Raw genomic sequence first — 14816 nt, forward strand, 5'->3', positions numbered from 1 at the left:
TGTGCTCGTATTCTACACATGACGGCCCCGATGAACGTTGGCCGTCGCGCGCGTTAAGCGAGGCGACAGCCGGCGCATGACAGATGGTCGCATCGGTAGAAGTAGCTAAGCGGGCCAAGGGAACCTATTTTCGGCGCCGATGTACCTGATTGAAGCGTTACCCACCGTCATCGGAACCGCCGCCATCGCTCCGGCGCTGCTGATGCTGTGGCTCGTCATTGCCGCCGAAGAGCGCCCCGGACCGCCGGCCCAGGTCTGGACCGCGTTCCTGCTCGGCGCCGCCAGCATTTCCCTGCTGGGCCTCGCCCGCGCCCCCTTCACCAAGATGGTCGCCGCTCCGGACAACCCCTGGGCCGCGCTGGCCATGCATTCGGTGTTCGGCGTCGCGCTGCCCGAAGAGGCCGTCAAGGTGATCGCCATCGTGCTGGTCTCCTCGACCAAGCGGCGCACCTTTGCGAACCCCATGGACACCGTGGTCTATGGCGCGGCCGTCGGCCTCGGCTTCGCCGCCTATGAGAACCTCGCCTACCTCGTCCAGCATGCCGAGATGTGGCGGTCGCTGGCGGCCCTGCGCAGTGTGCTGACCGTGCCGTTCCACGGCGCCCTCGGCATCATCGCCGGCGCCTACCTGACCATTGCGCGCGCCGGCACGGCGCTGGGCGCGAACCGTCACAACCGCGACTGGGCGCGTCTTTCCAGCCGCCTGCTGATCTTCGGCGGCCCGCTGGCGCTGCATGCGGCCTTCGACTTCCCGCTGCTCACGCTCCAGCGCATGCCGGACCTCGATCCCACCTTGCGGATGTGGCTGGGCGGCGCGAGCCTCTTGATCGGCTTCAGCTCGATCGCCTTCGCCATCCGCCTCGTCCGGCGCGTCGCGCGCCACCATGCGCCCCGCACCGAGATCGCGCGGGAGCGGCTCAGCCAGCTCCGGCGGATGTGGGCCCTGCTGCTGGCCGGCGGCGGCGTCGGCTTTCTCGGCCTCGCCTTCGTGCTGACCTCGATCCACCACTGGCTGATCAACCCCGAGCGCAACCTGACTCTGGCGCTGATCCCGATCGGCTTCGTCTCGATCCTGCTCGGCCTTGCGCTTCTGATCGTCACGATCGCGATCTACGTTCTCGGCCGCAACCGCGTTCGCACCAGCGGCGAAGGTTTTTCGTCGGCGCACGGCGGCGGTTGAGCCGCGGGATGGCGAGCGCGCGGCGCAACGGTTAGATTGGGTACATCCGTTGCCAATGTGGGGGTCACCATGACTTCGCCCGAGGATTTTTCAAAGCTGCAATCCGCCATGAGCGAGGCGGTGAAGTCGCATTGGAAGGCCTTCCTGTTCGAAGGCATTCTGCTCGCCGTGCTCGGCATAGCCGCGCTGATCGTGCCGCCGCTCGCAAGCCTCGCCACCGCGATCTTCCTCGGCTGGATGTTCCTGATCAGCGGCATCGGCGGGTTGGTCGTGACCTATTGGGCACGCGCCACGCCGGGCTTCTGGTGGTCGCTGATCTCGGCTGCGCTCGCCGTGCTCGCCGGCATGCTGCTGCTGGCGCGGCCGATGCAGGCCGTGCTGACGCTGACCATCGTGCTCGGCGCCTATTTCCTCGCCGAGGGCGTCGCCACCATCATGTACGCCCTGGAGCATCGCCGCGAGCCCAGCGGCCGCTGGTCGTGGCTCCTGATCTCGGGCCTCGTCGACATCGCGATCTCCTTCATGGTGATCACGGGGCTGCCGAGCTCGGCAGAATGGGCGATCGGCGTCCTCGTCGGTATCAACCTGCTGTTCGGCGGCGCCACCCTGATCGGCGTGGCGCTGGCGGCGCGCAACAGCAACACCTGAGGGGTCTCGTCATCCAAAGGGGCGATTAGGGGGTGACAACCCGCCCATGGCACGCTATATGGCCAACCATGATCACCGTCGCCACCAGCTATTTTTGGTACTTTAGCTACGACAGCTCGCTGGCGGCAGGAGGATCGCGCTCAATCTGAATATTGAAGCAAACGTCCGAACAGCCGCCAGACCTGGCGGCTTTTTTATTGGCCGGCAGGTTCTGAAACAAACAGGAGCCCGCCGTGCTGAGCACGACTGACGATCTTCGTATCCGCGAACTGAAAGAGCTGAGCACGCCCGATGAGGTGATGCGGGAAGTCCCGCGCACACTCACCGCGACCCGTGTGGTCATGGCGGCGCGCAACGCCATCCATGCCATCCTCAACGGCCAGGACGACCGCCTGCTGGTCGTGGTCGGCCCCTGCTCGGTGCATGACCCCAAGGCCGCGCTCGAATATGCCGAGCGGCTTGCAGCCTTGCGCGAGGACCTTGCCGACCAGCTCGAGATCGTGATGCGGGTCTATTTCGAGAAGCCGCGGACCACTGTCGGCTGGAAGGGCCTGATCAACGATCCTGACCTCGACGGCAGCTTCGACATCAACAAGGGCCTGCGGCTGGCGCGCAACGTGCTGTCGGCGGTGAACAATCTCGGCCTGCCTGCGGGCACCGAATTCCTCGACATGACGACGCCGCAGTACATCGCGGATCTCGTGTCCTGGGCCGCGATCGGCGCGCGCACGACCGAAAGCCAGATCCACCGCGAGCTGGCCTCCGGCCTGTCCTGCCCGGTCGGCTTCAAGAACGGCACCGACGGCAATGTTCGCATTGCTGCAGATGCGGTGAAATCGGCCTCGCATCCGCATCACTTCATGGCCGTCACAAAACTCGGCCGCTCGGCGATCGCCTCGACCGCGGGCAACGAGGACTGCCACATCATCCTGCGCGGCGGCAGCAAGCCGAACTACGATGCCGCAAGCGTCGCAGCGGCCTGCAACGACCTGGCGAAATCCGGCGTCGCTCCGCTGGTGATGGTCGATGCGAGCCACGCCAATTCGAGCAAGAAGCCGGAAAACCAGTCCATCGTGATGGCCGACATCGCCGGCCAGATCGCGGGCGGCGAGAACCGTATCATGGGCGTGATGATCGAGAGCAATCTCGTCGCCGGCCGCCAGGACGTGGTGCCGGGCAAGCCCCTCACTTACGGCCAGAGCATCACGGATGGCTGCATCGACTGGGCGACCACAGCGACCGTGCTCGAGCAGCTCGCTGACGCGGTCGAGATCCGCCGCAACGCCCAGCGGGCGGGATTGCACGAGCGGACGGCCTGAGGCCGTGCAAAAGGCGGGCGGGGCGATGCTGTTCGCGCCCTGCCCGCCGTTGCTTTTCTGCGCATGATCTCAGCGCAAACGCGTTCCGCGTTTGTCGCGAGGGAAAACCTACTTCCGGATCCTGCTCCGATCAGCAGCCGCGGCAGATGCTCTTGATCTTCTTGTCGAGCAGAGCGTCTTCCTTGTTCGCGGGAGTGTTCGGATCGCTCAGGTTCTTCTCGCTCGGCACATCGCTCGCGCGCGGCTGACGATGACCGACAGGGGCCGGCAACACCGATCCGGAAGATGCACCACTCGAGGTCGATCCCTTGGAGCCGCCGGTCTGCGCAACGGCCGCGCTGCCAAGCAAGACCACGAGCGATGCTGCCAGCATGATCTTCATCATTTCCGTTCCTCCATTCTCGACAGGCGCTTCCATCATCCCCGCTCAGGTCTCGGGCGGATAGAGATGAACGTCGCCGCAATAGTCGACGATACGATAGCGCGTTTCGGCCGCCGCATCACCCGCGTCAGGTGCGGTATTTTGTGCCGCCAACACGTAATTCGGTCCGACCGGGGATTTGCCGGCGCCGCCGGGAATGTCGATGACATAGTCAGGCTGACACAGTCCTGAGATTCGCCCGCGCAACTGCCGCATCAAAGCCTGCCCCTCGGCCAGCGTCGTTCGCAAATGCACGGTGCCCGGCGCGAGGTCGCCGTGATGCAGATAGTAGGGCTTGATCCGGCATTCGACGAAAGCTCGCATCAAATCCGACAAGGCGGCGACGTTGTCGTTGACGCCGCGCAACAGCACGGACTGGCTGACCATGGGAATTCCGGCATCGACGAGCCGCGCACAGGCGGCGCGGGCGTCGGCCGTGAGCTCGCGCGCATGATTGGCGTGCAGCGCAACCCAGGTGGTCGCACCCGGAACCTTCAGCGCGGCGACCATCTCCTCGCTGACGCGCGCGGGATCGGCCACGGGCACGCGGGTGTGGAGGCGGATGATCTTGACGTGATCAATCGCGGCAAGATCGGCCATGATCTCGCTCATGCGGCGCGGCGAGAGCATCAGCGGATCGCCGCCGGTCAGGATCACCTCCCAGATCTCGCTGTGGGAGCGGATGTAGTCGATCGCAGCGCGATAGGCGCTGTCCGAGAGCGCATTCTCCTTGCCGGGCCCGACCATCTCGCGGCGGAAGCAGAAGCGGCAATAGACGGCACAGACGTGAACCAGCTTGAACAGCACGCGATCGGGATAGCGATGCACGATCCCCGGAACCGGCGAATGCGGGTGATCGCCGATCGGGTCGGCGCTCTCGCCCGGCTGCATCTCCAGTTCGGCCGCGGTCGGAACGAACTGCCGCGCGATGGGATCGTCGGCATCGGAGGTGTCGATCAGCTCGACCAGCGCCGGCGTGATCGCGACCGCATAGCGCGCGGCGACGCGCTCCAGCGCCGGCAGCGCCGCGGCCGGCGCGAGGCCCTCGGCCACCAGTTCAGCCGGCTCGCGCAAGGTGCGTGCAAGGTTGGTCTTCGTCATGTCTCACTTCACGTTTCATCTGCAGGCGGTGTCCACACCACCTGATCAATCCGTGTTGCGCCGCTCGCCAGCATCACCAGCCGGTCGAAGCCGAGCGCGACGCCGCTCGCTTCCGGCATGGCGGCGACTGCAGCCAGAAAATCCTCGTCCAGCGGGTAGGCCTCGCCATAACGGCGCTGCTTCTCGGCCATCGATTCCGTGAAGCGCTTGCGCTGCTCCTCGGCATCGGTCAGCTCGCCAAAGCCGTTGGCGAGCTCGACGCCGCAGGCATAGACCTCGAACCGCTCGGCGACCCTGGGATCGCCAGACTTCACCCGCGCCAAGGCCGCCTCTGGAGATGGGTATTCGAGCAGGATGGTCAAACGTCCCTGCCCCAGCTGCGGCTCGACATGCTCGACCAGGACCTTGCTGAAGATATCCGACCAGGTGTCGTCCTCTGCCACACGGACCTTGCCGCCGGCCGCCTGGGCCAGCGAGGCACGGTTACCCTCGCCGCCCGAGATTGTCGACAGCAGGTCGATGCCGGCGAACCGCTCGAAGGCACCTGCGACGGTCAGGAGCACGGGCTCGGCGAAGGGATCGGCGGTCCGCCCCCGGAACGAGAAAGTCCCGATCCCGGTCGTTTGCGCCGACCGGGCGATGACATGGACGGTATCGGCCATGATGGCGTCATAGGGCGCACCGGCCCGGTACCACTCCAGCATGGTGAATTCGGGCAGATGCAGGTCGCCGCGCTCGCGGTCGCGGAACACCCGCGCAAACTCGAAAATCCGCTCCTCCCCCGCCGCCAGCAGCTTCTTGCAGGCAAATTCCGGGGAGGTCCGCAGGTATCGGCTGGCCCGGCTGCCGTCCGGCCGCATGATCTCGGTCCGGGGGGCGTGCAGATGGGTCTCATTGCCCGGGGAGACCTGGAGCACCGAGGTTTCGACCTCGACAAACCCCTGTTCGGCGAAATAGCCCCTGAGAGACCCGGTAATGGCCCCCCGCGCCCTGAGGAATGGCCGCCGGTCGAGGTGCCTGCCGGGCGACCAGAATGGCGAGATCGGCTTGTCCCCAGCCATTAACCGACCGCCCCGCAGGCCAGCAAAAAGCTGGCATCCAGCGGCAAAATCAGTATGTTGCGGCCCGAAACGGGCGCCGAGGTCTGATTTGAGGCCCCAAGTCCCCCATCAATTTGACCACGTCCTGGCCGCAGCCGGGCCAAGCAAGCAGGAAATACAGCTTTGAGAGTCATCGCCAGTTCTATTCGCAAGGGCAACGTGATCGAGCAAGACGGCAAGCTCTATGTCGTCGTGAGCGCCGAGAACATCCATCCCGGCAAGGGCACCCCGGTCAGCCAGATCGAAATGCGCCGAATCTCGGACGGGGTAAAGATCTCCGAACGCTACAAGACCACCGACCAGGTCGAAAAGGCCACGATCGAAGAGCGCAACTACACCTTCCTGTATGAAGATGGCGATGGCTTCCACTTCATGAACCCCGAGACCTACGACCAGGTCCAGGTGCCCAAGGACGTCGTCGGCGACGCGGCCGCGTATCTTCAGCCGGAGATGATCGTCAAGCTGTCGACCCACGACGTCAACGTGGTCTCGCTCGCGCTGCCGCAGCGCGTGACGCTGGAAGTGGTCGAGACCGAGCCGGTGACCAAGGGCCAGACCGCTTCGTCCTCCTACAAGCCCGCGGTGCTGTCCAACGGCATCCGCACCGCCGTGCCGCCGCACATCTCGGTCGGCACCCGCATCGTGGTGATGACCGAAGACGGCTCCTACTCCGAGCGCGCCAAGGACTAAGAGGGATCAAAGCAGGTGCCGCCAGGGGGCGAGACAGTGGTTGGGAAGAGTTTCCGCTTCGTCTCGCTGCTTCTGGCGTCGCTCTCGCTCCTCTATGCCGCTCCGCTCGCCGCGGACGAGTTCCGCAGCCCCTCACTCACGGCCCTGCGCGTCGATTGGCGCGCAGCGCTTGACCAGCTCCGTGCCGAGATCAACAGCCGCCCCCAGATCGCGGGCGACTTCACCTTCGTGCCTCGCCGCTCGGTGCCCCGCTACGATCCGCGCGCAACGCCGGCGCTGGTGCAGCTCAACGGGATCTCCTCGCAATTCTTCACCGGCATTGCCCGCAGCTCCGTGCCCGTGCTGCTGCCGTTCGATGCGGGGGCCTATCTCGAGGCCCGGCGCAGCGGCGCACCAGCAAGCCTGTCGCTGTCGCGCTACCAGGCCGATTTCAATCCCGTCGACATGTTCGATGCCGGTCCCGCCGGATACAGCGCGACCTTTTCGCTCGAGCCCGGCGCCGGTGACGGCATGCCGAGCCGGGTCTATGCACGGCCGGTCGAAGTGCAGATCACGGGCTCGGCGCTGCTCTACGACATCGCTGACCCCAACGGCGGCAAGGGCGAGCCGGTCAAGCCGCTCGCCACGACCTATCCGGACCTGCGCAGGTTCATCCGCGAAGGTTACGTCCGCTACGCCTTCGCGCGCTTTGGCGTCGCCTATGTGGTGTCGGTGCAGTGCCTCGACAGCGTCGCAAAACCGCGGCGGCTCGCCTGCAAGGAAGCCTATCCGGTGGCCGAGCGTTTCCTCAAAGCGCTGCGCGTCGCCGGTGGCCAGCGCATCCGGCCGCTGACGGACATTGCCTCCGGCGTTCTCGACCGTCCGGCGGCACGCTCGGCCGATTTCAGCTATCGTCCGAGCGGCGACATCATCCCCAACACCGGCTATCGCAACAAGAGCGGCCATCCCGACGTGATGGCCTATGCGCAGATCCGCTTTCCGCTCGACAAGGCCCCCGCTTTCGTGCGCTCGCAATCCTACGCCAAGCGCGACAGAAACGAGGGCGTGACCTCCTATCCCTGGCGTGACAATTTCTGCGAGTCCCGCAGCTTCGAAGTCTGGCAATGCGCCGGCGGTTACGGCCATCAGGGCGAGGACATCCGCGCAGCCGAGTGCCCTCCGCCCGGCGAGGGCCGCGAACCCTGCGATCCCAAGCAGCGCGCGGTCGTCGCCGTACGCGACGCCGTGGTGATCCGCGCCTCCAAGGACCAGGCCGCGACGCTCGAGATCAACAGCCGGACCGAGCACATCCGCTTCCGCTACATGCACATGAATCCGCAGGCGATGAATGCCGACGGCCTGCTCAACGGCCGCATCGTGGCCGAGGGCGAGAAGATCGGCGTGGTCTCGAACTATCTCGACCATCCCGCCGGCACCTCGCTGCACCTGCATTTCGACGCCCAGGTGTTCACCCGCGACGGCTGGATCTGGGTCAGTCCCTACGTCACGCTCGTGTCGGCCTATGAGCGCCTGATCCGCGGCCGCGGCCGCGAGATCGGCCCGGAGATCGCCGTCACGTCCCAGCCGGTGGCTCATGCGCTGCCGGAGGACGTGCTCAAGCCGGACCTGCGCGAGGGATCCAGTAGCGACGAGAATTGACGGCTTGCTCGTTCCAAATCCGGGCAGTGCACGAGCGGGTTGTCGCGCGCGACCGCCGGCCGCACGAAAAAGGGTTGGTGTTGATGAGTGTCGGACTGATCGGTCTTCTCGACGAGATCGCGGCGATTGCAAAAGTGGCAGCCGCCTCGCTCGACGATGTCGCGAGCCAGGCTGCCAAGGCAGGCGTAAAGGCCGCGGGCGTCGTCATCGACGATGCTGCCGTGACGCCGAACTACGTCATCGGCTTTGCCGCAAAGCGCGAACTGCCGATCGTCGGCAAGATCGCGGTCGGATCGCTCCGCAATAAACTGCTGATCCTGCTCCCCGCCGCGCTGCTGCTTGGCTATTTCCTGCCGTCCGCGGTCACGCCGCTGCTGATGCTGGGCGGCGCCTTCCTCTGCTACGAGGGTGCCGAGAAAGTGCTCGAGGCGGTGATGCCGCATCATGCGCACGAGCACGAAGCCCAGCTTCAGCCGATTGCGCTGAACGCCCAGTCGGTCGAGGACGAGAAGGTCGCGAGCGCCATCAAGACGGACTTCATCCTGTCCGCGGAGATCATGGCGATCACGCTGGCGGCGCTCCCGGCAGGCAGCATCTGGACGCAGGCGCTGGTCTTGGCGGTGGTCGGTTTCTGCATCACGGCCGGGGTGTATGGCCTGGTGGCCCTGATCGTGAAGGCCGACGATGCCGGCCTCTCCCTTGCGCGCTATGACGGCGCCTCGATCGTCGGCGCCGCGATCCGCGGGCTTGGACGCGGCCTCGTCCGCGGCATGCCCGGCTTCCTGACGGCGCTGAGCACCGTCGGTACCGCCGCCATGATCTGGGTCGGCGGCGGCATCATCCTGCATGGCATCGAAAAATATGGCCCGCCCGCGATCGGCCACATGGTCCATGCCGCAACCGAGGCTGCCGCCCACCTCCTTCCGTCCGTCGCCGGCATCATGGCATGGTCGGTCGGGGCAGCCATCTCGGGCGTGGTTGGCCTGCTTGTCGGCGCGCTTGCGATTCCAGTCGTCCAATACGCTCTCTCACCGGCATGGAAACGGTTCAGGCGATCCTGATCGTCCCGAAACCGGCGAGCCGCCCCCCGACTACTCCAGCAACGTCGTCAGCTGCGCGCCCTCGTCGGCCACGAACACGGCGATCAATTCTGCCGGCTCCGTCATGCTGGCATTGGCCGAGACGAGATGCGTCGAGCCCGGCGGCTCGAAGAAGGACTGGCCCACGCCGAATGTCTCGACCGGGCCGCCGCCGAGCTGGGAGCGGATCTCGCCCTTGGTGATGTACGCGGTCACCGATCCGGCATGGCGATGCGGCCGCGAGAACCCGCCCGGACCGTAGAAGACGCGCACGATGGTGACGCGCTTGCCCGGCACGTTCGGCAAGGCGTAGGAGCCGATCGGCTCGACCTTGTCGAGCGGCGAGCTCTCGGGCGCGGTGGCGCAGAGCGGCGCCAGCGCGCCCGCGACGGTGTCGATCGTCAGCGGCAGCGCCTTGCCGATCGCGAACGCGCAGGCGAGCCCTGCAACGGCCGCGAGAGCCATCGAACGCGACGGCATGGGACGTTGGGCGGCGGAAAAGCTCATGGCTGTCATCGTGATCTCCCTTGTCTGCATCAGGATGCGGCGGCGGCCGCTGCGACCGGCCGCTTCGCGGGCGTCCAGCGGAACGCCGCGCCAAACCGGTTCCAGACGTTGATCGAGGCGACCGCCGAGGTCAGATAGGTCAGTTCCGTCTCGGAGAATTCGCCAGAGGCTTCCGCGTAGATTTCCTCGCTGACGCCATCGGGCAGACAGGTCAGCGCCTCGGCCCAGGCCAGGGCCGCCCGCTCCCGCGCGGAAAAGATCGGCGCCTCGCGCCAGACCGCGACCAGATGGAGCTTGTCGGCCGGCACGCCGATGCGCTCCGACAGCAGGACATGATGCTGCACGCAGAAGGCGCAGCCGTTGATCTGCGAGGCGCGCAGCTTGACCAGCTCGAGCAGCTGCTTGTCGAGGCCGGCCTTGGCCGCCACCTGGCCCAGCGCCAGCACCAGATCGTACGCGTCCGGCGCGATCCTCTTGAAATCCTCGTATTCGCTGCGGGCGTGTGACATTGCCGTGCACCTCGTGTTATTGTAAGAGTGCTTACATTGTATAAGAGCTCTTACATGACGCGCAAGACCGCCGACATCACAAGATCGAAGGCCCAGCGGAAGGTCTCCACCGACGACGGCGCCGTGCGCGTACCCGCCCCCGGCGAGGGCAAGCGCGGCGAGGACGGCTATCTCGGCTATCTGCTGCGCCAGGCCCATGCCGCGGTGCGCCTGACCATGGAGCGGACGCTCGCCGATCTCGGCGTGACGTCGCCGCAATTCGCGGTCTTGACGATGCTCAAGGCCTATCCGGGACTGTCAGGGGCCGACGTCGCCCGCCTCACCTTCCTGACGCCGCAGACCGTCGGCGTCATCATCCGCAATCTCGAGCGCGACGGCGCGATCGTGATGACGCCTCATCCGGTCCACGGCCGCATCCAGCAATGGACGCTGACGGCGCGTGGGACGACGCTACTGAAGGCTTGCCGCGAGCGCGTGATCGCGTTGGAGAAGCGCCTCGCCGAGGGGCTCGATGCCAGGGCCGAGGCGAGCATTCGCCGCTGGCTCGCCAACGTCGCAACCGAATTGCAGGACGACCAGGCCTAGTCGCCGCCGCCTCCGTCCCCACCGCCGTCACACCCACCGGCATCCGAGAAGTCGCCGCCGGTATCGCCGCCACCGTGAATGCCGCGGCCAAAGTTCTCGGCAAGGATCATCAGGATCACGACAAACAGTCCTGCGCCGAAGGGCCAGGGGTTGGCACGGATGATGTCGAACAGCTCCCGCATGCCCGCATCTTGCGAGACAAGAGCGAACCGACCGTAAAACGGCAGGCTTAAGATCGTGGATATCGTGCCGGGCGGGAGGGCACCTACCCGCCCTTCAATGATTTCTTAACCTCGCGGTCCGACCAGTTCTCGCCGGCTGCGATCACCCGGACCCGGCTCTGGTCCGCAGCGTTCACCAGCACATGCGAACTGACCCGGTCGCCGCTCGGCTCCAGCTGCAGATCGGTTTCGGGCTTCCAGCCCAGCGTGGTCGCGAGATCGCCGGGAAAGATCTGCCATTGCGATCCGTCGTCGAGCTCGACGACGTGGCTCTCCGCATGTGCGCGTATCTTCATTCCACCCCGAATTCTCGATGAACGGAGGGGCCCCGGCACGCGGGCCGGGGCCTGATCCGTCAGTCGTTGTCGTGATGAATCACGGTCTTGCTGCGATTGCCGAATTCATCTTCCTTCTTGATCACGGTGGTGCGGTTCGCCGGCTCGCGCTCCTTGATGACCGTGGTGCGGTCACGCTCGCGGACGCGATAGTCCGGGGACCGGCCGACCGTGACGCCGGCGCCGACCGGGCCGACGTGAACGCCGACTTCATCAGCGAATGCGGGGGCCGCGATGGCGGTGACCATGGCGGCGGCAAACAGGTATTTCCTCATATTCTCCTCCTCATGTCGTGCGGAGGGAATGCAGGACTGCGACACTTTGTTCCGAGGGAACGGCCTATCCGACAGTTCCAGGAACCGGCTCACACGGGCCGTGTTTCCCGCTAGAATGGGCCCATGAAACAAGCTGATTCCTCGCACCGTCACACCCGTCGCACCCTGCTGAAATCCGCACTCGGCGCCGCAGCCTTGATGGCGTCGCCGACACGCATCCTTGCCGCACCCGCAGGCTTCGACGAATGGCGCGAGTCCTTTCGCGCACGAGCGATGGCGAAGGGGATTTCGGCCGCGACCTGGCAGCGCGCAATGGGCCGGGTCGAACCCGACATGAGCGTGTTCAAGCAGATGCGAAACCAGCCCGAATTCCACGAGCAGGTCTGGCAATACATCAACCGCCGCGTCTCCGACTGGCGCATCATCAACGGCAAGATCGCGCTGAAGAACAACGAGGCGCTGCTCGCGCGCATCGAGCGCGACTTCGGCGTCGAGCGCGGCACGCTGCTGGCGCTGTGGGGCGTCGAGTCCGCCTATGGCGATCCGCTGGTGCAGCAGAACCACATGACGCCGGTGTTTCCCTCGCTCGCCGCGCTCGCCTGGAACGAGCCGCGCCGCAAGGCCTATTGGGAGACCGAGCTGATCAATGCGCTGCGCATCGTCGACAAGGGCTGGAGCACGCCGGAGGAGATGAAGGGCTCGTGGGCCGGTGCGATGGGGCATTCGCAATGGATGCCGGAGGTCTGGCTCAATGTCGGCATCGACTATGACGGCGACGGCAAGGTGTCGCCGTTCGGCAAGCCCGACGACGCGCTGGGCTCGACCGCGAAATACCTCGTCAATCGCGGCAAGTGGCGCCGCGGCGAGCATTGGGGCTACGAGGTGCGCGCCTCGGGTGAAGCGAGCGGCAGCCGGACCTATGCGGCCTGGCAGGCGGCGGGCGTCAGTCGCGCCGACGGCCAGCCGTTCCCGCAGCCGAACGCGACCGCGCAGATGTGGACGCCTGTCGCGGGCGGCCCGACCTTCCTGCTCGGGCCGAACTTCTATTCGGTGAAGAGCTACAACCCGTCCATGAACTACGCGCTGGCGATCTGCCATCTCGGCGATCGCTGCCTCGGCGCGCCGCCCTTCATCCAGCCCTTCCCCGGCTCCGAGCGTGCGCTGACGCTGGCCGAGGTGCAGGAGATGCAGACGCGCCTGACCAAGGCCGGGTTCGACACCGGCGGCACCGACGGCCGGGTCGGCAACGACACCATGAAGGCCGTGAAGGATTTCCAGCAGCGCGCCGGCATCGCGCCGGCGGACGGCTACGGCGGGCTGAAGGTGCTGGCGAAGCTGCGGCAGGGCAGCTAGCCGCGGTCCCGTAGCCCGGATGGAGCGAAGCGTAATCCGGGGCCGGCGCGTCCGCGGTCAATAACCCCGGATTGCGCTGCGCTCCATCCGGGCTACGGCACCGTTGCTAGTGCCGATATTGCGGCTCTTCCGCATCGAGCTGCCTGCGAACCGCCGCTAGATGCAACCGCGCGGATTCGGAATCGCCGTCGCGCATCTGCCTGTAGGTTTCCGCCGCGATCGCGGGATCGACCGGCAGCACCTTTCGGCCGGTCGACATCGCCAGCACCTGCACCTCGGCGGCGCGTTCGAGGTAATAGAGATCGTCCCAGGCTTCCGCGATGGTCGGCGCCAGCACCATCACGCCGTGATGCTTCATGAAGACGATGTCGGCATCGCCGACGGCGGAGGCGATGCGCGCGCCTTCGCGGTTGTCGAGCGCGAGGCCGTTATAGTCGCGGTCCACCGCCGTGCGGCCGTAGAATTTCAGCGCGGTCTGGCCGGCCCAGATCAGCGGATCGCCCTCGGTCATGGACAGCGCGGTGGCATAGGGCATGTGCGTGTGGAACGCGACTTTCGCGCGCGGCAGCAACCGGTGCATCTCGGCGTGGATGTAGAATGCGGTGGCCTCGGGCACGCCCTCGCCATCGAGCACGTTGCCGTTGAAATCGCAGATCAGCAGCTTCGACGCGGTGATCTCGCGGAAGGCGTAGCCGTAGGGATTGACGAGAAAGAGGTCGTCATGGCCGGGCACGACGGCCGAGAAGTGATTGCAGATGCCCTCCTCAAAGCCGTTGCGCGCGGCCATGCGGAAGCAGGCGGCAAGGTCCTCGCGCGCAGTGCGGATCGCATCGGTGGCGAGATCCGGACGGTTCGAGCGGAACGGCGCGGGCGAGGAGGAAGACGAATGAAGGCTGTGCGCCATGGCGAAGGACACCTTTGTCGGTCGGGAGCTTCGCGTTGTACAGGGGCTGCGCCTGCGCGTCAGCCCCTGTAGGCGCCACCCTGCCCTGCGCCGCTCAGGCCCGCCGCGGCACGCCGCCGGCGTTCATGCCGCCATCGATTACGAGCTCGCTGCCCGTGACGTAGCGCGAGGCATCGGAGGCGAGGTACAGCACGCCTGAGGCAATCTCCGCGGCCTGCCCGGCGCGGGCAAGCGGTGCGACAAGCCGGGCGCGCTCCTCCGGATCGATCGGCGCGTTCTGGCCGGCGCCGGTCGCCCCGGTCGGGATCTTGCCCCAGATCGGCGTGTCGATGATGCCGGGATGCACGGAGTTGACGCGGATACCGTCGGCCGCGATCGCGCACTCCATCGCGATCGACTTGGCGAACAGCCGCACGCCGCCCTTGGTCAGCGAATAGGCCGACAGGCCCGGCGAGCCGCGCAGGCCGGCGAGCGAGGACATCATCACGATCGAGCCGCCGCCGGTCTTGCGCATCAAGGGCAGGCAGTGCTTGACCGAGAGAAACACGCCATCGAGGTTGATCGCGTTCTGCTTGTGCCAGTCGGCGAGCGTCATGTCGACGATCGAGGGCACTGCAATGCCGATGCCGGCATTGGCGACGAGCACATCGAGCCGACCGTAGTGCTTTGCGACATCGGAGACGATTTCGATCCAGCGCTCCTCGGAGGTGACGTCCTGCTCCAGGAAGATCGCCTTGCCGCCGGCTTTGGTCACGCGCCTGGCCAGTTCAGGTCCGCGCAGTTCGTCGATGTCGGTGATGACGACAGTCGCGCCCTCGCGCGCGAACAGTTCGACGATCGCCTCGCCGATGCCCGACGCTCCGCCTGTCACCAGCGCGACCTTGCCCTCAACCTGCCCTGCCATGTTCACTCCCTTTTTTGTTGTTCGAGCGATCCATTCTTGACGCATGA

18 protein-coding genes are annotated in these 14816 nt (G+C 66.2%); 8 read left to right on the forward strand and 10 right to left on the reverse strand.

Features of this window, described 5'->3' with window-relative positions; all coding sequences use genetic code 11:
• The first annotated feature begins 139 nt into the window (after positions 1–139).
• The 3 genes from JQ617_RS08415 to JQ617_RS08425 all read left to right on the forward strand — a co-directional run bounded on the left by JQ617_RS08415 (position 140) and on the right by JQ617_RS08425 (position 3147).
• The gene (locus JQ617_RS08415; RefSeq protein ID WP_212025840.1) at positions 140–1180 is read left to right on the forward strand and encodes a PrsW family glutamic-type intramembrane protease; all 1041 of its coding nucleotides are present in this window, start codon (positions 140–142) and stop codon (positions 1178–1180) included.
• 69 nt (positions 1181–1249) lie between these two features.
• Positions 1250–1828, forward strand: coding sequence for an HdeD family acid-resistance protein (locus JQ617_RS08420; protein WP_212025841.1), 579 nt, complete (start codon positions 1250–1252; stop codon positions 1826–1828).
• Between the two features lie 233 nt (positions 1829–2061).
• A complete protein-coding gene (locus tag JQ617_RS08425; protein ID WP_212025842.1) occupies positions 2062–3147 on the forward strand; it encodes a 3-deoxy-7-phosphoheptulonate synthase in 1086 nt (361 codons plus the stop codon).
• Positions 3148–3277: 130 nt separating this feature from the next.
• Here the strand turns inward: JQ617_RS08425 and JQ617_RS08430 are convergent, their stop codons facing one another.
• Genes JQ617_RS08430 through epmA form a run of 3 tightly spaced genes read right to left on the reverse strand, consistent with a single transcriptional unit; the run spans position 3278 to position 5730 of the window.
• A complete protein-coding gene (locus tag JQ617_RS08430; protein WP_212025843.1) occupies positions 3278–3532 on the reverse strand; it encodes a hypothetical protein in 255 nt (84 codons plus the stop codon).
• 42 nt (positions 3533–3574) lie between these two features.
• Positions 3575–4669: a lysine-2,3-aminomutase-like protein gene (locus tag JQ617_RS08435; RefSeq protein WP_212025844.1), complete on the reverse strand. Its 1095-nt coding sequence runs from the start codon at positions 4667–4669 to the stop codon at positions 3575–3577.
• Positions 4670–4677: 8 nt separating this feature from the next.
• On the reverse strand, positions 4678–5730 hold the full coding sequence (gene epmA, locus JQ617_RS08440; protein ID WP_212025845.1) for an EF-P lysine aminoacylase EpmA: 1053 nt from the start codon (positions 5728–5730) through the stop codon (positions 4678–4680).
• A 162-nt stretch (positions 5731–5892) separates the two neighbouring features.
• Here epmA and efp point away from each other — a divergent pair, with 162 nt between their 5' ends.
• The 3 genes from efp (at position 5893) to JQ617_RS08455 (ending at position 9158) form a co-directional block, all read left to right on the forward strand.
• Entirely contained in the window at positions 5893–6459 is a 567-nt protein-coding gene (gene efp, locus JQ617_RS08445; RefSeq protein ID WP_063683672.1) for an elongation factor P, read from the forward strand.
• 15 nt (positions 6460–6474) lie between these two features.
• Positions 6475–8097, forward strand: a complete 1623-nt coding sequence (locus JQ617_RS08450) for a M23 family peptidase (RefSeq protein WP_212025846.1) — start codon at positions 6475–6477, stop codon at positions 8095–8097.
• 83 nt (positions 8098–8180) lie between these two features.
• A complete protein-coding gene (locus tag JQ617_RS08455; protein ID WP_212025847.1) occupies positions 8181–9158 on the forward strand; it encodes a DUF808 domain-containing protein in 978 nt (325 codons plus the stop codon).
• 30 nt (positions 9159–9188) lie between these two features.
• Here JQ617_RS08455 and JQ617_RS08460 read toward each other — a convergent pair whose 3' ends face one another.
• Positions 9189–9692 carry a cupin domain-containing protein gene (locus tag JQ617_RS08460; RefSeq protein ID WP_145659560.1) on the reverse strand — a complete coding sequence of 168 codons (504 nt, stop codon included), beginning with the start codon at positions 9690–9692 and terminating at the stop codon, positions 9189–9191.
• Between the two features lie 20 nt (positions 9693–9712).
• The gene (locus tag JQ617_RS08465) at positions 9713–10192 is read right to left on the reverse strand and encodes a carboxymuconolactone decarboxylase family protein (RefSeq protein WP_063683674.1); all 480 of its coding nucleotides are present in this window, start codon (positions 10190–10192) and stop codon (positions 9713–9715) included.
• Positions 10193–10246: 54 nt separating this feature from the next.
• On the opposite strand from JQ617_RS08465, the gene JQ617_RS08470 reads away from it, so the two are divergent.
• Entirely contained in the window at positions 10247–10777 is a 531-nt protein-coding gene (locus tag JQ617_RS08470; protein WP_212025848.1) for a MarR family winged helix-turn-helix transcriptional regulator, read from the forward strand.
• Here the strand turns inward: JQ617_RS08470 and JQ617_RS08475 are convergent.
• The 3 genes from JQ617_RS08475 to JQ617_RS08485 all read right to left on the reverse strand — a co-directional run bounded on the left by JQ617_RS08475 (position 10774) and on the right by JQ617_RS08485 (position 11608).
• Positions 10774–10959, reverse strand: coding sequence for a hypothetical protein (locus JQ617_RS08475; RefSeq protein WP_212025849.1), 186 nt, complete (start codon positions 10957–10959; stop codon positions 10774–10776). The two genes, JQ617_RS08470 and JQ617_RS08475, sit on opposite strands and share 4 nt — an antisense overlap.
• A gap of 83 nt (positions 10960–11042) precedes the next feature.
• Positions 11043–11294, reverse strand: a complete 252-nt coding sequence (locus JQ617_RS08480) for a hypothetical protein (protein WP_212025850.1) — start codon at positions 11292–11294, stop codon at positions 11043–11045.
• A 59-nt stretch (positions 11295–11353) separates the two neighbouring features.
• Positions 11354–11608 (reverse strand): hypothetical protein, encoded by a 255-nt coding sequence (locus JQ617_RS08485; RefSeq protein WP_212025851.1) that lies wholly within the window; start codon positions 11606–11608, stop codon positions 11354–11356.
• A 123-nt stretch (positions 11609–11731) separates the two neighbouring features.
• Between JQ617_RS08485 and JQ617_RS08490 the strand changes: the two genes are divergently transcribed.
• Positions 11732–12961, forward strand: coding sequence for a lytic murein transglycosylase (locus JQ617_RS08490; RefSeq protein ID WP_212025852.1), 1230 nt, complete (start codon positions 11732–11734; stop codon positions 12959–12961).
• 106 nt (positions 12962–13067) lie between these two features.
• Here JQ617_RS08490 and JQ617_RS08495 read toward each other — a convergent pair whose 3' ends face one another.
• A complete protein-coding gene (locus JQ617_RS08495) occupies positions 13068–13865 on the reverse strand; it encodes an aldolase (RefSeq protein WP_212025853.1) in 798 nt (265 codons plus the stop codon).
• Between the two features lie 94 nt (positions 13866–13959).
• The gene (locus JQ617_RS08500) at positions 13960–14769 is read right to left on the reverse strand and encodes an SDR family NAD(P)-dependent oxidoreductase (RefSeq protein ID WP_212025854.1); all 810 of its coding nucleotides are present in this window, start codon (positions 14767–14769) and stop codon (positions 13960–13962) included.
• Between the last annotated feature and the right edge of the window lie 47 nt (positions 14770–14816).

The organism is Bradyrhizobium sp. KB893862 SZCCT0404 (assembly GCF_018130885.1).
Classification (GTDB): Bacteria; Pseudomonadota; Alphaproteobacteria; order Rhizobiales; family Xanthobacteraceae; genus Bradyrhizobium; species Bradyrhizobium stylosanthis.

What these genes read in the sequence shown, in the direction of transcription:
- JQ617_RS08415 (WP_212025840.1), top strand. Translation starts at nt 140, where the DNA reads ATGTACCTGATTGAAGCGTTACCCACCGTCATCGGAACCGCCGCCATC.
- JQ617_RS08420 (WP_212025841.1), top strand. Translation starts at nt 1,250, where the DNA reads ATGACTTCGCCCGAGGATTTTTCAAAGCTGCAATCCGCCATGAGCGAG.
- JQ617_RS08430 (WP_212025843.1), bottom strand. Translation starts at nt 3,532, where the DNA reads ATGATGAAGATCATGCTGGCAGCATCGCTCGTGGTCTTGCTTGGCAGC.
- JQ617_RS08435 (WP_212025844.1), bottom strand. Translation starts at nt 4,669, where the DNA reads ATGACGAAGACCAACCTTGCACGCACCTTGCGCGAGCCGGCTGAACTG.
- epmA (WP_212025845.1), bottom strand. Translation starts at nt 5,730, where the DNA reads ATGGCTGGGGACAAGCCGATCTCGCCATTCTGGTCGCCCGGCAGGCAC.
- JQ617_RS08455 (WP_212025847.1), top strand. Translation starts at nt 8,181, where the DNA reads ATGAGTGTCGGACTGATCGGTCTTCTCGACGAGATCGCGGCGATTGCA.
- JQ617_RS08460 (WP_145659560.1), bottom strand. Translation starts at nt 9,692, where the DNA reads ATGACAGCCATGAGCTTTTCCGCCGCCCAACGTCCCATGCCGTCGCGT.
- JQ617_RS08465 (WP_063683674.1), bottom strand. Translation starts at nt 10,192, where the DNA reads ATGTCACACGCCCGCAGCGAATACGAGGATTTCAAGAGGATCGCGCCG.
- JQ617_RS08470 (WP_212025848.1), top strand. Translation starts at nt 10,247, where the DNA reads ATGACGCGCAAGACCGCCGACATCACAAGATCGAAGGCCCAGCGGAAG.
- JQ617_RS08475 (WP_212025849.1), bottom strand. Translation starts at nt 10,959, where the DNA reads ATGCGGGAGCTGTTCGACATCATCCGTGCCAACCCCTGGCCCTTCGGC.
- JQ617_RS08480 (WP_212025850.1), bottom strand. Translation starts at nt 11,294, where the DNA reads ATGAAGATACGCGCACATGCGGAGAGCCACGTCGTCGAGCTCGACGAC.
- JQ617_RS08485 (WP_212025851.1), bottom strand. Translation starts at nt 11,608, where the DNA reads ATGAGGAAATACCTGTTTGCCGCCGCCATGGTCACCGCCATCGCGGCC.
- JQ617_RS08490 (WP_212025852.1), top strand. Translation starts at nt 11,732, where the DNA reads ATGAAACAAGCTGATTCCTCGCACCGTCACACCCGTCGCACCCTGCTG.
- JQ617_RS08495 (WP_212025853.1), bottom strand. Translation starts at nt 13,865, where the DNA reads ATGGCGCACAGCCTTCATTCGTCTTCCTCCTCGCCCGCGCCGTTCCGC.
- JQ617_RS08500 (WP_212025854.1), bottom strand. Translation starts at nt 14,769, where the DNA reads ATGGCAGGGCAGGTTGAGGGCAAGGTCGCGCTGGTGACAGGCGGAGCG.